Annotated in this window: 25 protein-coding genes; 8 read left to right on the forward strand and 17 right to left on the reverse strand. The window is 33.6% G+C overall.

The features are described from left to right. Positions 1 to 268 precede the first annotated feature (268 nt). The 4 genes from CWS01_RS19275 to CWS01_RS19290 all read right to left on the reverse strand — a co-directional run bounded on the left by CWS01_RS19275 (position 269) and on the right by CWS01_RS19290 (position 3,192). Positions 269 to 1,141 carry a nucleotidyltransferase-like protein gene (locus CWS01_RS19275; RefSeq protein WP_101178840.1) on the reverse strand — a complete coding sequence of 291 codons (873 nt, stop codon included), beginning with the start codon at positions 1,139 to 1,141 and terminating at the stop codon, positions 269 to 271. Between the two features lie 241 nt (positions 1,142 to 1,382). Further along, positions 1,383 to 1,820: a peroxide-responsive transcriptional repressor PerR gene (gene perR, locus CWS01_RS19280; protein WP_168714426.1), complete on the reverse strand. Its 438-nt coding sequence runs from the start codon at positions 1,818 to 1,820 to the stop codon at positions 1,383 to 1,385. Positions 1,821 to 2,224: 404 nt separating this feature from the next. Further along, a complete protein-coding gene (bcp, locus tag CWS01_RS19285; protein WP_101178842.1) occupies positions 2,225 to 2,683 on the reverse strand; it encodes a thioredoxin-dependent thiol peroxidase in 459 nt (152 codons plus the stop codon). 101 nt (positions 2,684 to 2,784) lie between these two features. Further along, the gene (locus tag CWS01_RS19290; protein ID WP_101178843.1) at positions 2,785 to 3,192 is read right to left on the reverse strand and encodes an ion channel; all 408 of its coding nucleotides are present in this window, start codon (positions 3,190 to 3,192) and stop codon (positions 2,785 to 2,787) included. A 243-nt stretch (positions 3,193 to 3,435) separates the two neighbouring features. On the opposite strand from CWS01_RS19290, the gene CWS01_RS19295 reads away from it, so the two are divergent. Together CWS01_RS19295 and CWS01_RS19300 are read left to right on the forward strand one after the other, a co-directional pair. Then, positions 3,436 to 4,731, forward strand: coding sequence for a glutamate-1-semialdehyde 2,1-aminomutase (locus tag CWS01_RS19295; protein ID WP_101178844.1), 1,296 nt, complete (start codon positions 3,436 to 3,438; stop codon positions 4,729 to 4,731). 431 nt (positions 4,732 to 5,162) lie between these two features. After that, positions 5,163 to 6,251, forward strand: coding sequence for an FUSC family protein (locus CWS01_RS19300; protein WP_101178845.1), 1,089 nt, complete (start codon positions 5,163 to 5,165; stop codon positions 6,249 to 6,251). 44 nt (positions 6,252 to 6,295) lie between these two features. Here CWS01_RS19300 and CWS01_RS19305 read toward each other — a convergent pair whose 3' ends face one another. The 5 genes from CWS01_RS19305 to fabL form a co-directional block, all read right to left on the reverse strand. Continuing rightward, positions 6,296 to 8,044 carry an ABC transporter ATP-binding protein gene (locus tag CWS01_RS19305; RefSeq protein WP_101178846.1) on the reverse strand — a complete coding sequence of 583 codons (1,749 nt, stop codon included), beginning with the start codon at positions 8,042 to 8,044 and terminating at the stop codon, positions 6,296 to 6,298. Between the two features lie 247 nt (positions 8,045 to 8,291). After that, positions 8,292 to 8,822 (reverse strand): nucleoside tri-diphosphate phosphatase, encoded by a 531-nt coding sequence (ntdP, locus tag CWS01_RS19310; RefSeq protein ID WP_101178847.1) that lies wholly within the window; start codon positions 8,820 to 8,822, stop codon positions 8,292 to 8,294. Between the two features lie 233 nt (positions 8,823 to 9,055). Further along, entirely contained in the window at positions 9,056 to 9,316 is a 261-nt protein-coding gene (locus CWS01_RS19315; protein WP_101178848.1) for a YgaB family protein, read from the reverse strand. Between the two features lie 257 nt (positions 9,317 to 9,573). Further along, a complete protein-coding gene (locus CWS01_RS19320) occupies positions 9,574 to 9,756 on the reverse strand; it encodes a gamma-type small acid-soluble spore protein (protein ID WP_101178849.1) in 183 nt (60 codons plus the stop codon). A gap of 308 nt (positions 9,757 to 10,064) precedes the next feature. After that, positions 10,065 to 10,808 (reverse strand): enoyl-[acyl-carrier-protein] reductase FabL, encoded by a 744-nt coding sequence (gene fabL, locus CWS01_RS19325; RefSeq protein ID WP_101178867.1) that lies wholly within the window; start codon positions 10,806 to 10,808, stop codon positions 10,065 to 10,067. Positions 10,809 to 10,923: 115 nt separating this feature from the next. Between fabL and CWS01_RS19330 the strand changes: the two genes are divergently transcribed. Then, complete coding sequence (locus tag CWS01_RS19330; RefSeq protein WP_101178850.1) at positions 10,924 to 11,148, forward strand: hypothetical protein; 225 nt, start codon at positions 10,924 to 10,926, stop codon at positions 11,146 to 11,148. A gap of 31 nt (positions 11,149 to 11,179) precedes the next feature. Here the strand turns inward: CWS01_RS19330 and mutY are convergent, their stop codons facing one another. Then, positions 11,180 to 12,280 (reverse strand): A/G-specific adenine glycosylase, encoded by a 1,101-nt coding sequence (mutY, locus tag CWS01_RS19335; protein WP_101178868.1) that lies wholly within the window; start codon positions 12,278 to 12,280, stop codon positions 11,180 to 11,182. Positions 12,281 to 12,580: 300 nt separating this feature from the next. Between mutY and CWS01_RS19340 the strand changes: the two genes are divergently transcribed. Further along, the gene (locus CWS01_RS19340) at positions 12,581 to 13,561 is read left to right on the forward strand and encodes a metal-dependent hydrolase (protein ID WP_101178851.1); all 981 of its coding nucleotides are present in this window, start codon (positions 12,581 to 12,583) and stop codon (positions 13,559 to 13,561) included. A 68-nt stretch (positions 13,562 to 13,629) separates the two neighbouring features. On the opposite strand, the gene CWS01_RS19345 is transcribed toward CWS01_RS19340, so the two are convergent. Further along, positions 13,630 to 13,899: a YfhJ family protein gene (locus CWS01_RS19345; RefSeq protein ID WP_101178869.1), complete on the reverse strand. Its 270-nt coding sequence runs from the start codon at positions 13,897 to 13,899 to the stop codon at positions 13,630 to 13,632. A 117-nt stretch (positions 13,900 to 14,016) separates the two neighbouring features. On the opposite strand from CWS01_RS19345, the gene CWS01_RS19350 reads away from it, so the two are divergent. Next, positions 14,017 to 14,169, forward strand: coding sequence for a small, acid-soluble spore protein K (locus CWS01_RS19350; RefSeq protein ID WP_101178852.1), 153 nt, complete (start codon positions 14,017 to 14,019; stop codon positions 14,167 to 14,169). A 239-nt stretch (positions 14,170 to 14,408) separates the two neighbouring features. Here the strand turns inward: CWS01_RS19350 and CWS01_RS19355 are convergent, their stop codons facing one another. Together CWS01_RS19355 and recX are read right to left on the reverse strand one after the other, a co-directional pair. Beyond that, on the reverse strand, positions 14,409 to 14,729 hold the full coding sequence (locus CWS01_RS19355; protein ID WP_101178853.1) for a YfhH family protein: 321 nt from the start codon (positions 14,727 to 14,729) through the stop codon (positions 14,409 to 14,411). Between the two features lie 86 nt (positions 14,730 to 14,815). Next, the gene (recX, locus tag CWS01_RS19360) at positions 14,816 to 15,619 is read right to left on the reverse strand and encodes a recombination regulator RecX (RefSeq protein ID WP_101178854.1); all 804 of its coding nucleotides are present in this window, start codon (positions 15,617 to 15,619) and stop codon (positions 14,816 to 14,818) included. A 199-nt stretch (positions 15,620 to 15,818) separates the two neighbouring features. Between recX and CWS01_RS19365 the strand changes: the two genes are divergently transcribed. Together CWS01_RS19365 and CWS01_RS19370 are read left to right on the forward strand one after the other, a co-directional pair. Beyond that, positions 15,819 to 16,724, forward strand: a complete 906-nt coding sequence (locus CWS01_RS19365; protein ID WP_101178855.1) for a TIGR01777 family oxidoreductase — start codon at positions 15,819 to 15,821, stop codon at positions 16,722 to 16,724. 53 nt (positions 16,725 to 16,777) lie between these two features. Continuing rightward, positions 16,778 to 16,903, forward strand: a complete 126-nt coding sequence (locus CWS01_RS19370; protein ID WP_101178856.1) for a YfhE family protein — start codon at positions 16,778 to 16,780, stop codon at positions 16,901 to 16,903. Between the two features lie 318 nt (positions 16,904 to 17,221). Here CWS01_RS19370 and CWS01_RS22535 read toward each other — a convergent pair whose 3' ends face one another. Together CWS01_RS22535 and CWS01_RS19375 are read right to left on the reverse strand one after the other, a co-directional pair. After that, a complete protein-coding gene (locus CWS01_RS22535; protein ID WP_157827704.1) occupies positions 17,222 to 17,398 on the reverse strand; it encodes a hypothetical protein in 177 nt (58 codons plus the stop codon). Positions 17,399 to 17,662: 264 nt separating this feature from the next. Next, on the reverse strand, positions 17,663 to 18,730 hold the full coding sequence (locus CWS01_RS19375; protein WP_101178857.1) for an ATP-grasp domain-containing protein: 1,068 nt from the start codon (positions 18,728 to 18,730) through the stop codon (positions 17,663 to 17,665). 346 nt (positions 18,731 to 19,076) lie between these two features. Between CWS01_RS19375 and CWS01_RS19380 the strand changes: the two genes are divergently transcribed. Continuing rightward, entirely contained in the window at positions 19,077 to 20,138 is a 1,062-nt protein-coding gene (locus CWS01_RS19380) for a lactonase family protein (RefSeq protein ID WP_101178858.1), read from the forward strand. Positions 20,139 to 20,188: 50 nt separating this feature from the next. Here CWS01_RS19380 and CWS01_RS19385 read toward each other — a convergent pair whose 3' ends face one another. Together CWS01_RS19385 and CWS01_RS19390 are read right to left on the reverse strand one after the other, a co-directional pair. Continuing rightward, entirely contained in the window at positions 20,189 to 20,899 is a 711-nt protein-coding gene (locus CWS01_RS19385) for an ABC transporter ATP-binding protein (RefSeq protein WP_101178859.1), read from the reverse strand. A gap of 13 nt (positions 20,900 to 20,912) precedes the next feature. Then, entirely contained in the window at positions 20,913 to 21,689 is a 777-nt protein-coding gene (locus tag CWS01_RS19390) for an ABC transporter ATP-binding protein (protein WP_101178860.1), read from the reverse strand. Positions 21,690 to 21,752 lie beyond the last annotated feature (63 nt).

Consider the following 21,752-nt stretch of genomic DNA (forward strand, 5'->3'; position numbering starts at 1 on the left):
TCTAGCTTTTGTATTACTTGTTATTTCGTTTTATAACAAAGTTATAAAACGAGTATTGTTGACGTTTTGTTTGTTCAGTTTTCAAAGAGCAATTTGTTTCCACCGCTTCACAAGCGACTTTATTACTTTAACATTTGTTAACGTTATTGTCAACATGTTTTATGTAATTTATTTTCCGTCGTTGTTTCAACATGTTTTGTTGTCTCAGCGACGGATATAAATATAACAATTATTTTCAATATGGTCAATACTTTTTTTGCGAATTTTATTATTTTTTTTCTAACACCTTATAATAACGATGAAAAACACTTGGACTTTTCGTCTCAACTGTTATTACTTCTATCATATTTTTATCAATTAAATATTCTAATAAAATACCTAAATCCACTGAATAAATAGAAAGATCTTTTTGTTGAATCAACTCATTAAATGACCAATACTCTTTTTGCCCAAGCACCTCTGTAAAATGCTGAATACTCGTTTTTGTTCTGGAATAAATTAAAAATTCACTCGCTAAAAACAATAGTTCTAGTCGCTTTTCCATAGGTTCTTCGCTATTAACTAGCTCCACATATAACTTATAAATTTCAGGTTCCATTTGCTTAACTTGGCTCCATACTGTAACTTCTGGATGAAATCCATTTTCAATGACAGCAAGGCGCGCTAAATGATGCAAAGAATGAACCACATCATTATAAGCATCTAAATAATGCTTATTTTCAAAAAATGCTTTTCCGTCCATATATCTTCTAATTAATTTAGCAAACTCTAAACCCATTTTCTGTTTACGTTGATTAATAGGAAATTCTTTTATTTCCGCTTTCAACTTATCGATAAATTCATTTCGGTCAAACATTACTCTGCCTTTGTAGAGCCATTCAAATATCTTTTTATTATTCCCAAGCAATATCCATTGCTTTAATTGCTGCTCTGTTACAATATGCAATGCCGCTTTTTTCTCATTATATATATAATGTTTAACAAACACCGGCTGATTTGCTTCCTTTACAATAATCAACATAATGCTGTCAAAAGTATCTGTAACTGTTAATTCCTTTTGCCTTTTTTCAATCATTAAAACCCCCAAGGTATTCGCTTGGCTGGCTCTTTCTTGATATATAGGACGAAGAATGTCTTCCATCATTTTTCCTCCAACTCTTCTAAAAATTTGTTTCGTACTATTTCGACACATTTAGGCAAATTCCTGCATTACTTTTATAATTGCTACCTTAGAATTATGTATTCTAAAATCTTATCTATTATATTTACTATACTGTCTAAACTTTTTCCTTCATAAAAAAAAGAGGATTCTCTCGTTAAAAAATCATTTCCACCAGCTAGGCGTCAGATTCTTTTAATGAGAAACCTCTTCATAGAATACATTAGTGCGCTTCATTTTTTGAACAATTTGGACAAGTTCCATAAATCTCCAAACGATGATGGCTAATTTTAAAACCTGATACATGACTAGCAAACTGTTCCACTTCATCGAGTCCAGGATAATGAAAATCCACTATTTTTCCGCAATCACTACAAATAATATGATAATGATGGGAAGTAATGAAATCAAAACGGCTGGATGAATCACCATATGTCAATTCTTTCACTAGATTTACTTCTCGAAAGACTCTTAAATTATTATAGACAGTAGCTACACTCATGTTTGGAAATTTACCTTCTAGAGCTTTATAGATCTCATCGGCAGTCGGATGTGACATTGAGCTTATTAAATATTCAAGTATCGCATGACGCTGCGGGGTAATGCGCACTCCTGTTTCTTTTAGTTTATCAAGAGCTTCCTTTAACTCATTATGTTCCACAGACATGCACCCCATTTCTAAAAGAAATTCTTATTTTATAATATTTATAATTAGTGTACTAACATTTTATTACTTTTGTCAATATAGTTGCGACTTTATCTACTTTTCTGCCATCATTTAGCCTTATTAACCTGTCTCATTTATCAAAAGAAAATGATTATCTTTCAAGAGTACTTATCTTATAATATTACTTTTATTCCATAAAATGATTATTTTTTCAAATTAGGCATATATAATTCATGATTATTTTTTTCTATTCCTCTGCCATTATCCCTAAAAAAAAAGACCGAATATATCGGTCTTCAACAATTATGCATCTGAGGAGGTATGCCCTAATATAATGTATGCATAACTTGTATATAGGAGTGGACAAAAGCCTTAATTTTCAAAAATTAGGCCCGAGTTTAAGATATTGTTCGCAAAACTTCCTCTACATGTCCTGCCACTTTTACTTTTCTCCACTCTTTTATCAACTTGCCCTCCTGACCAATCAGAAAAGTTGATCTTTCAATTCCCATATATTCTTTACCAAAATTTTTCTTTAACTTCCATACATCATAAAGTTCTGCAACTTGATGATCTTCATCCGCTAGGAGTAAAAAAGGCAAACCATATTTTTCAATAAATTTAGCATGTCTTTCAACAGGATCTGGGCTTATCCCAAGAATAACTGCATCTAAATGATCAAACTCACTTTGCTTATCACGAAAATCACATGCTTCCGTTGTACATCCAGGTGTCATATCTTTTGGATAAAAATAAAGAACAACATACTTCCCCTTATAATCAGACATTCTAACTTTCTCTCCTGTATTTGCTGTTAGTTCAAAATCTGGAACTAGATTCCCTATTGATAACGCCATGTCTATTCACCCTTTCTTCTATTTTCAATGCTTGTACTTTAAAAGACTAACGAATCAACAAGAAATTTTCAACAAACAAGAATGGCAAATAAGTTTTATTATTAATTCTCCATATCCAATACAGCACGAGCAACAAATGCAGCCGGGATTGTATAACCAATCAAAGCCTCAATCACCACGATAATCCTCCCTATCCCTACTGGAATTAAATCTCCAAATCCTACTGAAAATAAAGTAATACCGCTAAAATAAATGCCTGTCAGCAATGTATCAAAAAAATTCAATGGCGAAACAATCGTTTGACTATCCAAATAAACACGAAAACCATTTAATTGAAATAATGTATAAATTAATCCAAAACCGATCATGATCGTGATATATACAAAAAATAAATAGATAAAATTCTCAAAGGACACCCATTTTTCTTTAAGGCGATAGGGAACAAACAATGTTCGTAAGCTCATCATAATAAAAAAAATAGTCAAAGCTAACAAAAAATAAAAAAACATGCCACTCCCTCCCAGTATAAAAAAACACACGAATGTACTAATATGTATTACTTGACTTCGAAAATTATGAGCAATTCTCTTATAACTATTGCAGGCCTCTACTTTTATTTTATTCTCTTCCATTAAGGAGAACATTTAGGCAAACAAAGAGGATTTTTTTTTATCTTCTATTAAAAAGTGCTAGAATTATAAAAGTCCATTATTTTTTTAGCACAGGCAAGAAAAGTTTATAGGAGGTTTACTATGCAACACACAAATTCAGAAAGATTACATGAAGAAGCATTAAAAGTTATTGTTGGAGGAGTCAATAGCCCCTCTCGTTCATATAAAGCTGTAGGCGGCGGTTCCCCTGTAGTAATGGAAAGAGGTCAGGGAGCTTATTTCTTTGATGTGGATGGAAATCAGTATATTGATTATTTAGCAGCATATGGACCAATTATTACAGGTCATGCTCATCCTCATATCACCAAAGCAATTACACGAGCAGCAGAAACAGGCGTTTTATATGGAACACCTACTCCACATGAAATTACCTTTGCAAAAATGTTGCAAGAAGCTATCCCATCATTAGAAAAGGTTCGTTTTATGAACTCTGGAACAGAAGCTGTGATGACAACTATTCGTGTCGCACGTGCATATACAGGCAGAAATAAACTAATTAAATTCGCAGGATGCTACCATGGCCATTCAGATCCTGTATTAGTAGCAGCTGGTTCAGGTCCTTCTACCCTTGGGACACCTGACTCTGCAGGAGTTCCAAAAGCAATAGCATCTGATGTTATTACTGTTCCATTTAACGATATTAAAAGCTTTAAAGCAGCTATGGATAAATGGGGCCAAGAAATTGCAGCAGTTCTTGTAGAACCTATTGTTGGAAACTTCGGTATCGTAGAACCGTTAGAAGGATTTTTGCAAAGCATTAATGATATTACCCATCAAGCAGGAGCACTTGTTATTTATGATGAAGTAATCACCGCATTTCGTTTTACATACGGTGGGGCACAAGATCTTTTAGGGGTTAAACCAGATTTGACTGCCCTTGGAAAAGTAATTGGCGGCGGTCTTCCTATCGGAGCGTATGGTGGCAAAAAAGACATAATGGACAAAGTAGCTCCAATTGGTCCTGCATACCAAGCAGGCACCCATGCTGGAAATCCCGCTTCTATTCTTTCTGGCATTGCCTGTTTAGAGGTATTAAAACAAGATGGTGTGTATGAACACCTTGATCGCCTTGGCGCATTGTTGGAAAAAGGAATTTTGGAAGCAGCTGAAAATAATAATATTTCCATCACGATCAATAGGCTAAAAGGTGCTTTAACCGTTTATTTTACAGAGGAAAAAATCTTCAACTATGAGCAAGCAGAAAATACGGATGGAGAAACATTCGGTAAATTCTTCAAATTAATGGTAGAACAAGGCGTTATGCTTGCTCCTTCTAAATATGAAGCATGGTTTATTACCATTGCCCATACAGAAGAGGATATCGATGCAACTATTCATGCGGTAAACAATGCTTTTGAATCACTACAAGAAAAATAAAGCGAGTAAAAGTTCACTCTTATTTACATCTAAATAAAGTGAAACTAACAATCAGTGGAGATTGAACGTCCCCCACTAATTGTTAATGGAGGCAAGATAGGATATAGGTTCTATCTTGCCTCCATTCTTTTTATCGGGCTTTTACTCAGCAAGTTTCCCCCAACAAGATTTCTCGTTTCTTCTCCAAATCTCGAGGTAGGATCAAAAATCCGCTTATAATGGATAAAATTTTTAGACTATTTTTTATCTTTCTCCTGCTAAATTCTTCACCTGATTTTTTTTAATAAAAGTTATTTTTTCGTTCAAATGTCTATTGAAGTTACATGTTATTCACTGTATAGTACAATATTGTTGTTTAGTTTTATTGTTTTTCGTTTAAAGTAAATGTAATACTAAAATACAATTTGAAATTGTATGGAAAGGAATTATTTATGACTTTAGGAGCGCGTATTCTTAAAACAGGAATCGCCATCGTGCTAGCATTGCTACTAGCACAATTATTACATGCACCTACACCTGTTTTCGCTGGAATTTCGGCTATTTTTGCCATACAGCCGACTATTTATCGATCCTATTTATCGATAATCGAGCAAATTCAAGGGAATATCATCGGAGCAATTATTGCGGTAATTTTTGTACTAAGCTTTGGAAATAATGTATTTATTATTGGCTTAGCCGCAATTATCGTAATTACTATAAATTTAAAACTTAAATTAGAGAAAACCATCACTTTATCTATCGTCACTTTAATCGCAATAATGGAATCACCTACCGATGATTTCATTACATTTTCCATTATTCGTTTCTCTACTATTATGCTTGGGATTCTTTCTTCCTTTGTTGTCAATCTTGTTTTCTTGCCGCCAAAATATGAAAATAAGCTATACAACAATATATCCGATATTAGCGAAGAAATTACCAAGTGGATTCGATTAAATATCAGACACGCGTCAGAACATCATCTATTAAAAAATGATATCGACAAAATGTCTGATCGCATCATTAAAATAGAACAATTATTTCTATTGTATAAAGAAGAACGAAATTACTTTAAAAAAACAACTTTGCTAAAAGCTCGAAAATTAGTTATTTATAGACAAATGATTAATACAGTTAAAAAATCCTTTTATACATTAAAGAAACTGCATCGTTTTGAAAATGAGTTATTAACATTGCCAGATGAGTTTCAAAATATTATTCAACAGCAATTAGACTGTTTAATCCATCACCATGAACATGTTATGTTGAAATTTATCGGCAAAGTCAAACCTACTGTTACTTTTGAAGAGGGCAATATATCCCTTGACCGCAGAGAATTATTTTTGCTGTTATTAAATCATTACAACAAGGAAATCTGCAAACAGCAAAATGGGGCAGAAGAAGAATTGCTGCAATATCATGCCATGCAGATCATTTCAGCCATTATTGAGTATGACGAGTATGTAGAGCATTTAGATACATTGATTACAACTATTCAAATACATCATAAACATGAACCAGAAGTAACAATAGCAGAATAAAAAAACGGGCGAATTTGCCCGTTTTTTTATTTGCCAAATAGAAATCAATTTCCCAGCTGCTGAATTTGGAATAAATTATAGTATAGTCCTTTTTTCTCCATTAAGTCCTGATGACTGCCATCTTCTTTTATTTCTCCATGTTCCATTAGTACAATTCGATCGGCATGAGTAATGGTCGACAAGCGATGTGCTACAATTAAAGTGGTGCGATCTTTTGCCAGCAATTCAATCGCTTCTTGTATCGACTGTTCGCTTTCAAGATCAAGTGCAGAAGTTGCCTCATCCAAAATCAAAATTGGCGGATTTTTTAGGAAGACTCTCGCGATAGCTACTCTTTGCTTTTGCCCTCCGCTTAATTTAACTCCTCTTTCCCCCACTTTTGTATTATAGCCTTCAGGCAGTTGCATAATAAAATCATGGGCATTTGCAGCTTTTGCCGCAGCAATCACTTCTTCTTCAGTTGCTTTTGGATTTCCTATCAGAATATTTTCTCTGATTGAATCACTAAATAATATATTCTCCTGTAAAACCATCCCGATTTTATCCCTTAACGTGCGGACTTTAAAGTGGCGAATATCTTGTTCATCTAATTCGATGCTTCCATTTACTACATCATAAAAACGGGGAATCATGCTGATTAGCGAGGATTTTCCTCCTCCACTCATTCCCACAAAGGCAATAGTTTCTCCTTGGTTAATGCTTAAAGATACATCTTTAAGCACAAGAGGATCTTTCACATCATAAGCAAAATCCACATGCTTAAATTCAATTTTCCCTTTTACATCTTTACAGGGAATCGCATCATCAGCGTCTTGAATATCATACTTTTCATCAATCAATTCAAATAAACGATCCATTGATGCAATTGATTGAGTAATAGAAGTAGACGAATTAACCATCCTTCTTAAAGGATTGTATAAACGTTCAATATAAGCAAAAAAAGCAATCATCGCTCCTAGTGATAATTCCCCTGTTACTACTTGATAGCCTGAATAGGCAATGACAATCAGTGGAGAAATATCGGTAATCGTATTAACAACCGCAAACGCCTTTGCATTCCATTTAGTATGCTCTACTGCTTTATCTAAAAATTTCTTATTAAACTTCTCAAATGATTTTTGCTCATGATCTTCTGTAGCAAAACTTTTAATCACAGCTATACCTTGTACTCTTTCATGCAAAAAACTTTGTACAGAAGCAAGGGCTTGTGATCTTTCTCTTGTTAATGTACGCAAATTGCCGAAAAAGTATCTTACTGATAAAGCATAAAAAGGCAATAGTATGATGGAGATGATCGTTAGTTCCACATTCATTGTAAACATAATTGCAATAGCGATTAAAATGGTTACACCATCTAACCATAAATTCATTAATCCTGTCAGAATAAAATTTTTCGTTTGTTCTACATCATTGATTACACGAGATATCACTTCACCTGCTCTTGTATTCGAATAATATTTAAGGCTAAGTTTTTGCAGGTGAGCAAAGAGCTGATCACGAATATCATACAAAATTCTATTAGATGTCCATTGAGCAAAATATTGGCGATAATACTCAATAGGTGGTCTAAGAATGACAAAAATAACCGTCATAATCACCATCGTAGTTAGTAAACGATTCACTTTTGTATCTATGCTGATACTGTGATTATTAATAATATCATCGATTACATATTTTAATAACAATGGAATTAGAAGTGGTATAGCAAATTTTATGATACCAATAATAATTGTTCCAATAATTTGCATTCGATATGGTTTAACAAAATGCAAATACCTCTTAATACTATCCAATCATTTCTCCTCTTTTCTATCAAAAATTTCTTAAGTTTTTCTCCTATCCTCTTTATTAATAAACATAAGAGCATTGTGCTATCCCAACATTTTTCCGACTGCTAAAAATCAGCCTTTTCCTGCATCAAATACCTCAAGAGTCTATTTGCTTATTTTCAACAACGACCCATTTTATCATTACATGCGCAAGAAACAAAATGAAAAAGCTTGCCATGATTTAAGACAAGCTTCTTAAAGAAAACTACTATTAACTTCTGTAAGTTAAATATCTTTCATACCACAAATCAATAAAATCTGGTGAAAAGGGACCCTTTCGTTGGCGAATCCAATGAATCAATTGATTCACATGGAATTTTAAAATACGATCAATCGCTTCTGGATACTTCATTTCTGCACGATGACGTTCATATTCATCTTCATCAAGTAAGTTAAAAGTCATATCAGGAAAAACTTTAATATCCAAATCATAGTCAATATACTTCACTGCCTCACCATCATAAATAAAAGGTGAACTAAGGTTACAGTAATAATGAATTCCGTCTTCTCTAATCATTCCGATGACATTAAACCAATGCTGTGAATGGAAATAACAAATTGCCGGTTCACGTGTTACCCATGTTCTTCCATCAGATTCTGTAACAATAGTTCGATCATTACCACCAATAATTAAATTTTGCGTCCCTTTTAATATCATTGTTTCGTCCCAGATTCGATGGATGTGCCCATTATGCTTGTAACTATGAATTTGTATTGGTTCACCCTCGATAGGTACGACCATTTTTCTCCCCTGCTTTCATTAGTGGACGCTTTGCAACCTACTTACTATACTTAAATGAAACTACTAACCCAACAAAGGCAACAAAGAACTATTCCTCTTTTTTCTATTATTATAACGGTTATAAGAAAAATTTAAAACAAAAGAACCATTGAATTTATACAATGGCTTGAAAAATTTTCATATTTCTAAAAATATAAGGACACTTTGTTTTTTGAAAACTATATACTTAAATATTATCCAGAAGTTAATTTTATTTCTTTTTCTTGATACACTTTGATGACTTTTTCTGTTTGCATTTCAAATATATGATGAATTTCTTTTAATTCCTCTTTCATTTTTTGAATATCTACTTGGATTTCTTTTAGCTCTGTTTCTTTTTGTAGCGTTAGAAGCTGCATCTCTATTTCTTCACAACGCTCTAGTTCACCCTGTAAGTATAAAAGTTTTTCCATTATTTTCATTTGTTCTCCAACCAAACCGTTAAATAAATCCATGAAAAAACACATCCTAATTTTTTTTTTTTTCAAATGGGCTTCTTGCTATTTTTATATTATTCGTTCTTGCTTCCTATATTCCTTTGACAAGTTGTGTAGACATACAAGAAGTTTTGTCGAAGTTATGTAATTGGGATGTTTTTTTATTAGACAGCTTTGCAAGGCTAAATAAACGGCAACCTTTACCCTGACACTATAAACAAACAAAAGGCACTTTTCTCGGAAAGAAAGTGCCTTTTGTTTTACCTATTCAACAATTATTTGCTAGAATTTTGTGCTTTTTTAGCTTCTGCTTGTTGATTGTATTTTTTTACTTCTGCTGCGTTTGTTTCGCTAGCAAATTCAGTACCATATTGACCTTGACCAACAGATTGAGCGTTTTGTTGTTTCACTTCTTGAATGTTAGTTCCTGTTTGTGTAACACCAGCTTTTTTAGCCATCACTATCACCTCCACGCTCATTAATTTATCCCGAATTTGGATGTTCTATCCCTAAAAAATAAATTCCATTATAATCCATTAATCTCAATATTCAAAATAAAATAGGGCTCTGTTAAACTTGCCTGTTGATTGCAGCAAAAGATGTTCGCTTTCTGCGGGTGGTCCGGGAGCATGCGCCTGTGAGATCCCTTTGACTCGCTTCTTTGCAGGAGTCTCACTCCTTTCGCTCCAATCAATAAAGTATCAAAATCAACACTGAACTGTAATATAGCCTAAAATAAAAAAAAGAGGGTCTCCCCTCTAAAATTTTAAACCAATAAAGAAATTCCACCATCAACAATAATAGTTTGGCCTCTTATCATACTTGCTTGATCACTAATTAAAAACATAACCGTATTGACCATATCCTCAATTTCAACAAGACGTCCTGCAGGCGTTCTTTTTTCTGAATCGCCTAAGAGTTCATTTCTGTTAGGAAAATGCTTTAAAGCCTCTGTATCGACTGCTCCACCGGAAACAGCGTTTACGATAATATTTTTCGGCGAAAGTTCTACAGCTAAATAACGGGTTAAGGCTTCTACAGCCGCTTTGCTAACACCCACCGTTGTATAATTTTCTAAATAACGAATAGCTCCCAATGAACTGATGCTGACAATTTTCCCGCCATTATCCATTAATTTTGCCGCTTCTTGAGCACAAAATAATAAAGCTTTGCTGTTGATATTCATTGTCCAATTCCAATGTGATTCTTCTAATTCCATAATTGGCCGCAAAACACCTGATGCTGCATTGTTAACAAATACATCAAGTTTGCCAAATTCTTTTTTTATTTCTGCAAACATATATTTAATTTTTTCCACATCGCCGACATTGGCTTTTACAAGAAGAACTTTTCTTCCTAATGCTGTTATTTCCGCAGCTGTTTCTTCAGCCGCTTTTTTGCTGCGCGCATAATTGATTACAATATCGTATCCTTCTTTTGCCAAACGTATCGCCGTTGCTTTCCCAATTCCTCTACTGCTTCCTGTTACTAACGCTACTTTTTGTGTCATTTTGTTATTTCCTTTCCCAAACATTTATTAATCATTTTACCTCTTTTTCTGCATAGTTAGCAATTAACATAAGCACAATACCTATATACGCTTTTTAGTAGAAAGGATGTTTATTATGTATGTCGGCAGAGACATGACCGAACTGTCAATGATGGAAAAAACAAAATGGAAAAACAGCGAGCTAGCTTTTTTCCACCATTCCCTGCAGCAAATGACTCCTTATTTGAATGCAGAAGGTCAGTCTATTCATCAAGAGATAATCAAAGAAATTGAAAGTCGCGGCGGCTTGCACCACAATGAAGCTGATTATACGCATGGCACAGAAGTTAGCTATGACTAACAGACTAAAGCTGCGAGAATTTCTGCAGCTTTTAGTCTCTATATTTAGACCAAGGTACAAACTTAAGAATTTTTTGGTGAGAAACTGGAAATGGATATGGTTCAATCTCTGTTTCATTTACTCTTTTTAACATAATATTTTCTTCTTCAAGTTCTACAAGCTTTCCGGTATATACATTAATATTCCAAATTAGATGAGAAAAAACATGTTCAATCCTTGTAATCAAATTCCCTATTTCTACTGTAGCACCATATAAGGTTAGCATTTGTTCTGTTAATTGCTCTTTTTCACTTTTTATCGTCTGCACAATTTCTATATTAGGAAATTCCCAAAGGTTTGCGAGTAGGCCTTCACTTGGTCTTTTGTGAATCAAGGTTTTCCCTTCTTGATCTGTTAAAATAACGACAGCTAGATTTAAAGATTTTTGCTTTTTAGTTTTTGTTTTAACAGGCAAATCTGTTTGAGTCCCTTCATGAAATGCTTGACAATGATCTCGTACAGGGCATAACAAACAGGAAGGAGAAGTTGGAGTGCATATTAAAGCACCTAACTCCATTAATGCTTGGTTAAAGTAAGAGGGATTATCATGAGAAATCAGCGTTCGAACTGCTTCTTCAAAGATCTTCCTTGTCTTCGGCTTTGCAATATCATCCCAAATAGAAAGAATTCGCGAAAGAACTCTCATCACATTTCCATCTACAGCAGGCTCAGGAACTCCGTAAGCAATACTTAATATTGCTCCTGCTGTGTATGGTCCTACCCCTCTAAGTGTCGAAATTTCTTCAGGAGTATTAGGGACTACCCCTCCATATTTTTCTTTTACCTCTTTCACTGCTGAATGAAGGTTTCTTGCTCTTGAATAATAGCCAAGACCTTCCCAAGCCTTTAAAACTTTTTCTTCCTCAGCTTCTGATAGTGCTTCTATGGACGGAAATTGATCAATAAAACGGTTAAAATAGGGAATAACTGTATCAACTTTTGTTTGCTGCAGCATAATTTCCGAAACCCATACTTTATATGGATCTTGATCCTGTCTCCAAGGCAAATTTCTCTGTTCTGCCATAAACCAATTTAATAAATCCTCTCTAAACTGCTTAATATCTATATTTTTGCTTATTTCATCATGATTCATTTTACTGTTCGTCACATTTATCCTCCAACAGTGTTAATTTTCTTATAAATGGGGAATAACATAATTATCCTTATCACTTGCATGTTTGGGCATACTATTTTAATGTTAATACAAATAAACGGGGCACACTAATTATCTATAGCTTGCATATTCGTATTAAATACTGAGATTTATCATAAAAATAATTATATTCTAACTTTCAAAGTGTAGCTTCTATGGATTAAAAAAGAAAGATATTTTTAATAGAAGATTTGGAAGTAAAAGTCAGTCTTGATCATTTTATAGGGGGGGTTGTTCTTCTTGGATACTGGTACACATATTGTCATGGGTTTTGCAATCGGTGGTCTTGCTTCACTCGACCCAGTTGTAGCAGGCAGCCATGCAACAACCATTGGTGTAATGATTGCAACATTAGTTGGATCACAAGCTCCAGATATTGATACAGTTCTAAAGTTAAAAAATAATGCCATATATATAAGAAATCATAGAGGAATTACCCATAGCATCCCTGCAGTATTATTATGGCCATTGTTGATCATTGCAGTGCTCTATCCGTTTATTCCAGAAGCAAATTTGCTTCATTTATGGTTATGGACATTTTTAGCTGTATTTCTGCATGTTTTTGTTGATATTTTTAATGCGTATGGAACGCAGGCACTAAGGCCATTTTCTTCTAAATGGGTTGCGTTAGGTTTTATTAACACATTTGACCCGATCATTTTCATTATTCATATTATCGGCCTGTTTTTATGGGCTTTTGGGGCAGACCCAGGCTATACATTTTTAGGCGTTTATATAGTATTAGCCGACTATTATTTTCTCCGCTATTTTGCACAGCGAAGAGTAAAGAAAAAAGTGCTGGGTATTATTCCAGATGCGAAGACAATTATCTTATCACCTACTATGCGATATAGTCATTGGCGCGTTGCTGCAATGACAGATTCTTCCTTTTATGTTGGTAGAGCACATAACTATCAGATTGAAATTTATGATAAATACCATCGAATTCCCATTCCTGAAACACCTGAACTAAATGCAGCTCGTCAAGATAAAAATCTTTCCGCCTTCCTATCTTTTTCTCCTGTCTACAGATGGGAAGTTCAGGAATTTGAAGATATGTACCAAGTGCGCTTTATTGATTTGCGCTATCGCAGCAATGGGCATTACCCATTTGTAGCAGTCGTTCATCTTGATAAGAACTATCAAATCATTACTTCTTATACTGGCTGGATTTTCAGTGAAGAAAAATTACAAAAAAAGCTCGATATTTTAACAAATTAATTTCTTCCCTAATCTAACAGCTTTTTAAGCATTTAAGGCTGTGCCCGCTTAGGCACAGCCTTTCTTCATTAATTCATTTTCTTTTTATCTTCCATAAAAAAATCTTTATACTTTGGATTTTGTGCAACAAACTCATGAAGCTTTTCTCCATAATTTTCAATCCATTGACTAACCACTTTTTCTGTTATTTCCATTCCTTGATATTCACGGCCAGCTTTTGCATAAGTGCTTTCAAAATCCTCCCATAATAACTCAATCCATGTTTGTGCCTGTATGACAGAGATGGATTGATTTAATTCCAATAATCTATCTACTAATCGTTTTTGATAATCATGCATCATCTTTATAGCCTTCTTCCTTTTTCTGTTATTACTAATACTTTTATTGTTTCTTACAAATACTATGTTTGTGATTATTCATCACCAATAAAGCAATCTAATTTGGAGGAGTTCCTTATGGTTAAAGGTGTAGACAACATAAACGAAAATAAATTTGAGGGTGAACCGCGTGCTAAACCTGAGTTTGCTTCTAAACGGGCAGATGGTACTATTAATACCCATCCACAAGAAAGAATGCAAGCTTCTTCCCACAGAGAAACCAATAAATGATGTATTAGAGCTTGTTGCTATTTAGCCTGATTAGTAATTTTAAACGGTTTTTCATCTTATTCAACAAGCAAGCAACAAACTTTTAGAACACAGCCATTTTATAAAATAAGCTTCAAGTAGGATTTCCTACCTATAAAAATTCGCCAAACGATTTCTGACTGGTTAAAAACGTTGTATATCTCTATTCCAATAGGGAAGCAAACGTTTTTAGGCAGTCTGATTCTCTCTTTTTTATGCTTCTACTTGCCTTTTTTCAATAATGAAATTGGGATACCTTCTTCTTTGCTATCTTTTTGATTACGGAATCCCCATGCAAACACACCATTTAAATATTCCACTTTAAATAGCACTCCTGGGTCTCCTTCTATTTCATAAAGTTCATTTATTTCTATCTCACTTGGATTAAGAAGGTATGCTTTTGCTAAAACTGCTTTTCTTTCAAGAACAGCAAATTCATTTACCATTCCCAATTGCTCCGCCTTTTTTGCTTTTTCATTTAGTGAAGCTATTTCCATCCGCAGTTCATATTCTGTCATTTCACTATAACGTTTTGTAAGCATCACTAATCCCCCTCTTTTTCTTTATTTTATATGAAATCCTCTATTTTCAGCAAAAATTTAGTTTCTTCTAGCAGATTTACTTCCATTTATTCGATTATTTCTTCAAAATATTGATCAATAAGCTCCACCGCAAATCCCTTTCTATATAAATATTGCTTCATTTTTTGTTTGTATTCAAAACCTTCATATTTACTATATTTGCGTTTCGCTTTTTCTCCTTGAATGCGAAGTGCTTCTAATTCTTCCGTCATTTCATCTACTGCCAACAACTCACTTTTTACTTCTTGGATAACAGAGGAACTATGGCCTTTTCTTCTTAATGTTTGCTCTACCTTTTGCATTAGCATCCGTTTTGATTCTTTTTTATTGCTTCCAACTAATTTTACTGCAATTTTGTTGGCACTTATCAGCTGCTCCTCATAAGAAATTTGTTCTATAGAAATTTGAATCAATTGATGATCTATCCCTTTTTCTTTCATTTCTCTCCTAATCACTTCAGGACCTTTATCTGTCGTATTTTTTTGCGTCCTTACATAAGAATAGGCATAATCCTCATCATCAATAAACTTCATTTCCTTTAGTTTTGTCAGTACTTCTCCAACAATAAACTCTCCTTCTATTTTTGTTTTCAAAAAATTTCTGACTTCCATTTCTGTACGCTTTACTTTTGCTAAATAATTTACTGCCTGATTGTATCCTTTGCGTATATCATCATTAAATTGTATCTCACTTAATAAGAAGGAATCGATTTCCATTCCCTTTTGAAGCTGATATTTAATCAATATTCCTTCATCTACACTAAAGGCATATTCTTCTTTGCCGTTCTTTATTGTAAAAATATTGTATCGGTCATTAAGTTGTTTTTGTCTTGTAATTTTACTGATAATCAAGCGATTCTCCCCCTTTGCAAACTTCAGGCGATTATACTATTCATCGTTACACTATAATATATCATAAGAAAAAGGACTATTAATGCAACCATATACTCTTCCTATTAGGAGAATCGATTTGTTTCATTATATGATGAAAATATATTAGTGCATGCTTTAAGTTGTTTTCCAGAACAAAACATTTCAAAAGGAGGCTTTTATGAATTTTTTGATAGCAGGAGGAACAGGTTTAATAGGCCAAAAACTTATACAACAATTAATAAAAGAAAATCATCATATTTTTTGCTTAACACGCTCTTTAAAAAACAAAAAAAACACAAATAATCTTACTTTTATTCAATGGATGCATGATGAAAAAGAGCCTTATGAGGAATTAAAAGACAAAAAAATTGATGTTGTCATTAACTTAGCTGGCAAATCATTAAATAGCGGCCGTTGGACAGAAAAGCGCAAAAAAGAAATTGTCGAAAGCCGCATCAATGCCACAGCCAGCATCTTAACCACTATCAAGAACTTGACTCACAAACCTACTTTATTTTTAAATGCCAGTGCGATTGGCATTTATGGAATATCGGAAACCATAACTTTTAATGAAACATACTCCCCTGGGGATGATTTTTTAGCTTCTACTGTCGCAAAATGGGAGGAATGTGCAAAAAAAGCCACTACTTACTCTATTCGAACAGTTTATTGTCGATTTGGAGTAGTGTTATCTAATAAAGGTGGCGCATTGCCTAAATTAATGCTGCCATACCAATTATTTATTGGGGGGAAAATTGGAAGAGGAAAACAGTGGGTTTCTTGGATTCATATAGAGGATTGTATAAAAGCCATGCTATTTATAATCGATAATCCCACTATACAAGGCCCTGTAAACTTTACAGCTCCACAACCTGTCACGATGAAGCAAATAGGAGAAGTAATTAGCAGACAATTGCATCGTCCAAATTGGTTGCCTATTCCTAGCTTCTTCTTAAAAACTCTACTAGGGGAAATGAGCATTTTAATAACAGAGGGGCAATGTGTAGAACCAAAAGTATTAACACAAAATAATTTTTCTTATACGTTTCCTTCTCTGCAAAAAGCAATTGCTGATTTATATTAAGTATTTTTTTATTAAAATGGGGGGAAAATAGAAAAAAGGAAAGGGTGTTATCTATGGAAAAAAAGAAAAAACATAAAAGTAAAAGGACTTTATCAAGTATGCAAGAGGTTACCTATCAACATGAATTTAAAATGGCAGACCTAGCTGCCGGAAGACAAGATCGAAAATCAAAACATTAATAGATGTGCGTTGGAAAATCACTTTTTTCAACGCACATTTTTTATAATAAAAAAATTTATTTATCCACAATCACAGAAAACGTTTACATCTTATCAGTTAACTTATCCACAGTTTTATCAGATAATCGTACTTATCTTTGTGGATAATGTGCATAAACCTGTGGAATACTTATTTAACAATGTTTTTTTTGTGCATAAAAACTGAATAAGTATATGTTTTTTTCCACAACATATCTATATTCAATCAGCACTATCTATACTTCCCTTATTTTCCCAAGGATAAAAAGAACTGATCCACAAAAACAGGATTACCTTGTTTTAGCCTAGTTTTTCTTCCATTATTCTGACTGTATCTTGATAATAGCAATATTTTTGGAAATACATATTTCTATCTAATCCCCAGCCAGCTTTATTTGCTTTATTTGCTTTTTTTGAATATTTTTTTGCTTGCCATAAATACCAGCGTATTTTCCATGCCAACTTTAAGATTTTCATTCCTTGGACTCCATTCTTCTATTTCATAAATTCTTAATAAAGAACAACATTCTACTATATATCATGAAAATTAATAATGATTCATTCATAAATCATTATTAATTTTCATGCTCTTTTTAAGAATATTTTTATAAAATAGTGCTAGCAAGTAAAATAATAAATCGTAATTATTCTTTATGCCAACTATTTTCGCATTTTATAAAGAACGTAATAACAACACAAACTGACCTTTCTATGGAAGATCAGTTTGTTAGAATAGTGCTTCTATTTATATAAAATCGTTGAATTGGAATATATATTGTTTAAAATAACTTCCTTTTCTATATAGCTTGAACGAATGCCAAAACGAGGCTGGAAAACTTCTATTGCTTTTTTTCCCTCTAATAACAGCTTAATAGCTTGATACGGAATATTAATCCCTGCTAAACAGCTATAATGAAGCCCTCCTGACATTCTTGGGTTAATTTCTAATAATTTTGGTATCCCATCTTTATACTTCACTTGAATATTATATACAAAAGGAATGTTAAACACCTCATTAACTTTCCTTGCAATCTCTACAAGCTCTTTGTTATTTTCTAACTCTCTAACCCGACCATTTTCTTTTTTTCTTGGAATAGCCGCCATCAATACTCTATCATAAGCGAGACAATCTATACTGTACTCATAACCATCCATATACTCCGATACCATAAGAGGCGGAAATTTTGATTGCTGAAACAATATTTCACATGCTTGTTTATAGGATATATTGGCTGAAGTCCCTTGATAAAACAATTCCTCAATCGATTCTGCTTTATCCTGAATAATTCGAAAGCCTTTTCCTCCTTCTCCTACTACTGGTTTAAAACACACTTTATGACCTTTATCTTTTAAAGCATGATATGCCTTTACAAATGTTTCTCCATTCTCCACAATAAGATGATCAGGGATATGGATATATTTCCTTAAAATAGGATGATTCGCAATATATCTATATGTTTTTTCTTTATTATCTAATCGTTCCATTAAACTAGCATCGGGGCAAACCAATACCTTTACCCCGAGTTGATGAAACTGATGTAAATTCTTTGCTATTAAAACCTTTTCTTTTCTTGGCACAAAAATATCAATATGGTGTTTTCGACAAAAATCTAAACAAAATAAAATATATTCTTCCCCATTAATATTTGGTTCTTGATATGCCGCATCACAGTAGCTTAAATATAAGGCATCTTTGTTTACAGATGTTCCATATACTGTAAATTGGTATCCATCCTTATTAGAGCGAATCATATTTATAAAATGCGCTACTGTTGTGAACCATTGATTAAACCAAATTCTTTTCTTCATTTTCCTATCCTTTCCATCATAATTCTCGTGAGCCTTCTTTTTATCTTTTATAGTCAGCAAATAGATAGTATGGATGATTATAAAGATTTTATTCATTTATCTAAAACTTTTATAAAGTAAAACTTTAAATCAGTGGGGGAAAGTCCATTAATGCATGATAAAAACAATTTTTAATAGAACAAATAATGAGCCTTGTTTAACTCCTTATCAAAGAGGATATAAAAAAGTAACTCGAAACTGTAATAGCAGGAGTTATTGAGAGGCGAAAAAATCTAAGCTTCAAATTATCTCAATCTTCCTATTTTTTGTTATAATAAATTTATTATTGATTAAAGGAGATCTGTACATGACAAATTCAAAAAAGTTTTTAGGCTATATCGGTACATATACAAAATCAACAAGCAAAGGCATTTATACTTTTTCATTAGATACAGAGGAGAAAAAAATATCGGCTGTAGAATTAGTTGCTGAAGTAGATAACCCTACTTATTTAACCGTAACAACTGATAATAAATTTCTTTACGCAGTTGGAAAAGAGGGTTCTCTTGGAGGAGTTTCTGCATTTGCAATTGATTCGTCTAACGGCAAACTGCAATTGCTGAATGGTCAATATGCTGAAGGTGCTTCACCGTGTCATGTAAGCGTTGACTCAAATGAAAATTATGTCCTTGCAGGAAACTACCACAAAGGCACAGCAGAAGCTTACCCTTTAAATAAAGAGAACGGTTTTGTTCAGCCAGTTTCTTCTATTATTGAACATTCAGGCACAGGCCCAAATACAGCTAGACAAGAAAAACCTCATATGCATTTTGTAGGTTTTACACCTGATGAAAACTTTGTGGTTTCTGTTGACTTAGGTACAGATACAGTAGAAACATACAAGCTGTCAGACGGTGATTTACAAGTAGTCAGCAGCCTTTCTGTAAAACCGGGAAGTGGTCCACGCCATATTACTTTCCATCCAAATGGAAAATTTGCATATATAATGACAGAATTAAGCAATGAAGTAATCTCACTTTCTTACGATTCGGAAAGTGGAAAACTAGAAGAACTTCAATATATTTCCACACTACCAATTGATTTTACAGAAAACAGTCAAGGTAGCGCTATCCATCTTTCATCTGATGGCAAGTTTGTTTATGCGGCAAATCGTGGCCACAATTCTATTGCGGTTTTTAGCGCCAATAGTGAAACAGGAGAGTTAGTATTTGTAGAACGTATTTCTACAGAAGGCAATTGGCCTCGTGATTTTGTTTTGGATCCAACAGAACAATTTATTGTTGCATCTAACGAACAATCTGACACCCTTACTTTATTTGAAAGAAACCAAGTTTCAGGAAAGCTTACCTTGCTTCAAACAGACGTTCATGCACCTGAACCTGTTTGTGTAAAATTTTTAAATTACTAAGAAAAAAGCTATGTGGAAATTCCTTTATAGAATTTCTACATAGCTTTTCATTATGCTAAATATGCTTCTTGTACTTGTTTATTCGTAATTAACTCTTCCCCCGTTCCCTCTAAGACAATTTGTCCTGTCTGAATAACATACCCTCTATTAGCAATTTGCAGTGCCTGAAATGCATTTTGTTCTACTAATAGGATAGTCATTCCTTCCCTGTTTAACTCTTTGATTATTTCGAAAATTTGTTCTACAATAATTGGCGCTAATCCCATTGATGGTTCATCAAGCATTAATACTTCTGGCTGCATCATTAATGCCCGGCCAATAGCGAGCATCTGCTGTTCTCCTCCGCTCATTGTCCCTCCTTTTTGCTCTACCCGCTCATGGAGCCTTGGAAAATATTCAAAAACCTTCTTCATTCTTGTTTCAATTAAATGTTTATCTTTAACTGAAAAAGCACCCACTAAAAGGTTTTCTTTAACAGATAATTTAGGGAAAATTCTCCTTCCTTCTGGAACCTGAGAAATGCCTAAGACAGCTGTTTTATGTGCAGCAATATTTGTTATTGTGTTTCCTTTATAAAAAATGGACCCATTTTTTACTGGAACCTGTCCACTTATAGACTTTAATGTAGTAGACTTTCCAGCACCATTACTCCCAATAAGGGTCACAATTTCTCCTTTGTCAACATGAAGGCTGATTCCCTTTAATGCTTGAATGCCCCCATATGACGCCTCGATGCTCTTAAGTTCAAGTATTTTCTCCATGCTGCCCCTCCTTTTAAGCAAGTGCTACTGCTCCTTTGCCTAAATATGCTTCAATTACTTTCGAATTTGTTCTAATGTCTTCTGGTCCGCCTTCTGCAATCTTCTCTCCATGATCAAGTACAATAATATGATTGGAAATCTCCATTACTAGTTTCATATCATGTTCTATTAAAATAATTGTTAAATCTATTTTTTTGCACATATCTTGAATTAAATCTGTTAACATTTTTGTCTCTTTCGGATTCATCCCTGCTACTGGCTCGTCTAATAATAAAACTTTCGGTTTTGTTGCCAATGCTCTAGCAATTTCTAGTCTTCTTTGCGCACCATAAGAAAGATTGCCAGCTGCTTCATTTAATAAATCTGCTAGTCCCACGTATTCTAGCAAACGATAGGCTTCTTTTTTAGCATCTTCTTCTTCATGCTTTGATTTTGGAAGCTGCAGCAATGTGCCAATTATATTGGCTTTAATATGGTTATGCATGCCAATTAATACATTTTCTAAAACAGTAATATCATTAAATAATCTAATGTTTTGAAATGTTCTGGAAATACCGTATTTTGCTACAATATGAGGTTTTAGACCGCCAATTGGTTTTCCTTCTAAAAGAATCTCTCCAGATGTTGGTTTATAGACACCCGTTATCATATTAAAGAAGGTTGTTTTTCCCGCGCCATTTGGTCCAATAACTGCTGTTATCGAGTTTTTTTCCACATACATATCAATGTTTGAATTTGCTACAAGTCCACCAAATGTTTTGGATAATCCTTTCACCTCGAGTATATTCACTTGTTGCTCCTCCTTAATTACTACAGGAAACTTGCTTTTCTCCTGGTTACTGTGTTCATTTCT

The sequence above is a fragment of the Niallia nealsonii genome, assembly GCF_002835805.1.
Lineage (GTDB): Bacteria > Bacillota > Bacilli > Bacillales > Cytobacillaceae > Niallia > Niallia nealsonii.

Excerpts from the sequence above, each read along its gene's own strand:
- CWS01_RS19275 (WP_101178840.1), bottom strand. The coding sequence starts at position 1,141 with ATGGAAGACATTCTTCGTCCTATATATCAAGAAAGAGCCAGCCAAGCG.
- bcp (WP_101178842.1), bottom strand. The coding sequence starts at position 2,683 with ATGGCGTTATCAATAGGGAATCTAGTTCCAGATTTTGAACTAACAGCA.
- CWS01_RS19290 (WP_101178843.1), bottom strand. The coding sequence starts at position 3,192 with ATGTTTTTTTATTTTTTGTTAGCTTTGACTATTTTTTTTATTATGATG.
- CWS01_RS19295 (WP_101178844.1), top strand. The coding sequence starts at position 3,436 with ATGCAACACACAAATTCAGAAAGATTACATGAAGAAGCATTAAAAGTT.
- CWS01_RS19300 (WP_101178845.1), top strand. The coding sequence starts at position 5,163 with ATGACTTTAGGAGCGCGTATTCTTAAAACAGGAATCGCCATCGTGCTA.
- ntdP (WP_101178847.1), bottom strand. The coding sequence starts at position 8,822 with ATGGTCGTACCTATCGAGGGTGAACCAATACAAATTCATAGTTACAAG.
- CWS01_RS19315 (WP_101178848.1), bottom strand. The coding sequence starts at position 9,316 with ATGGATTTATTTAACGGTTTGGTTGGAGAACAAATGAAAATAATGGAA.
- CWS01_RS19320 (WP_101178849.1), bottom strand. The coding sequence starts at position 9,756 with ATGGCTAAAAAAGCTGGTGTTACACAAACAGGAACTAACATTCAAGAA.
- fabL (WP_101178867.1), bottom strand. The coding sequence starts at position 10,808 with ATGACACAAAAAGTAGCGTTAGTAACAGGAAGCAGTAGAGGAATTGGG.
- CWS01_RS19330 (WP_101178850.1), top strand. The coding sequence starts at position 10,924 with ATGTATGTCGGCAGAGACATGACCGAACTGTCAATGATGGAAAAAACA.
- mutY (WP_101178868.1), bottom strand. The coding sequence starts at position 12,280 with ATGAATCATGATGAAATAAGCAAAAATATAGATATTAAGCAGTTTAGA.
- CWS01_RS19345 (WP_101178869.1), bottom strand. The coding sequence starts at position 13,899 with ATGCATGATTATCAAAAACGATTAGTAGATAGATTATTGGAATTAAAT.
- CWS01_RS19350 (WP_101178852.1), top strand. The coding sequence starts at position 14,017 with ATGGTTAAAGGTGTAGACAACATAAACGAAAATAAATTTGAGGGTGAA.
- CWS01_RS19355 (WP_101178853.1), bottom strand. The coding sequence starts at position 14,729 with ATGCTTACAAAACGTTATAGTGAAATGACAGAATATGAACTGCGGATG.
- CWS01_RS19365 (WP_101178855.1), top strand. The coding sequence starts at position 15,819 with ATGAATTTTTTGATAGCAGGAGGAACAGGTTTAATAGGCCAAAAACTT.
- CWS01_RS19370 (WP_101178856.1), top strand. The coding sequence starts at position 16,778 with ATGGAAAAAAAGAAAAAACATAAAAGTAAAAGGACTTTATCAAGTATG.
- CWS01_RS22535 (WP_157827704.1), bottom strand. The coding sequence starts at position 17,398 with ATGAAAATCTTAAAGTTGGCATGGAAAATACGCTGGTATTTATGGCAA.
- CWS01_RS19375 (WP_101178857.1), bottom strand. The coding sequence starts at position 18,730 with ATGAAGAAAAGAATTTGGTTTAATCAATGGTTCACAACAGTAGCGCAT.
- CWS01_RS19380 (WP_101178858.1), top strand. The coding sequence starts at position 19,077 with ATGACAAATTCAAAAAAGTTTTTAGGCTATATCGGTACATATACAAAA.
- CWS01_RS19385 (WP_101178859.1), bottom strand. The coding sequence starts at position 20,899 with ATGGAGAAAATACTTGAACTTAAGAGCATCGAGGCGTCATATGGGGGC.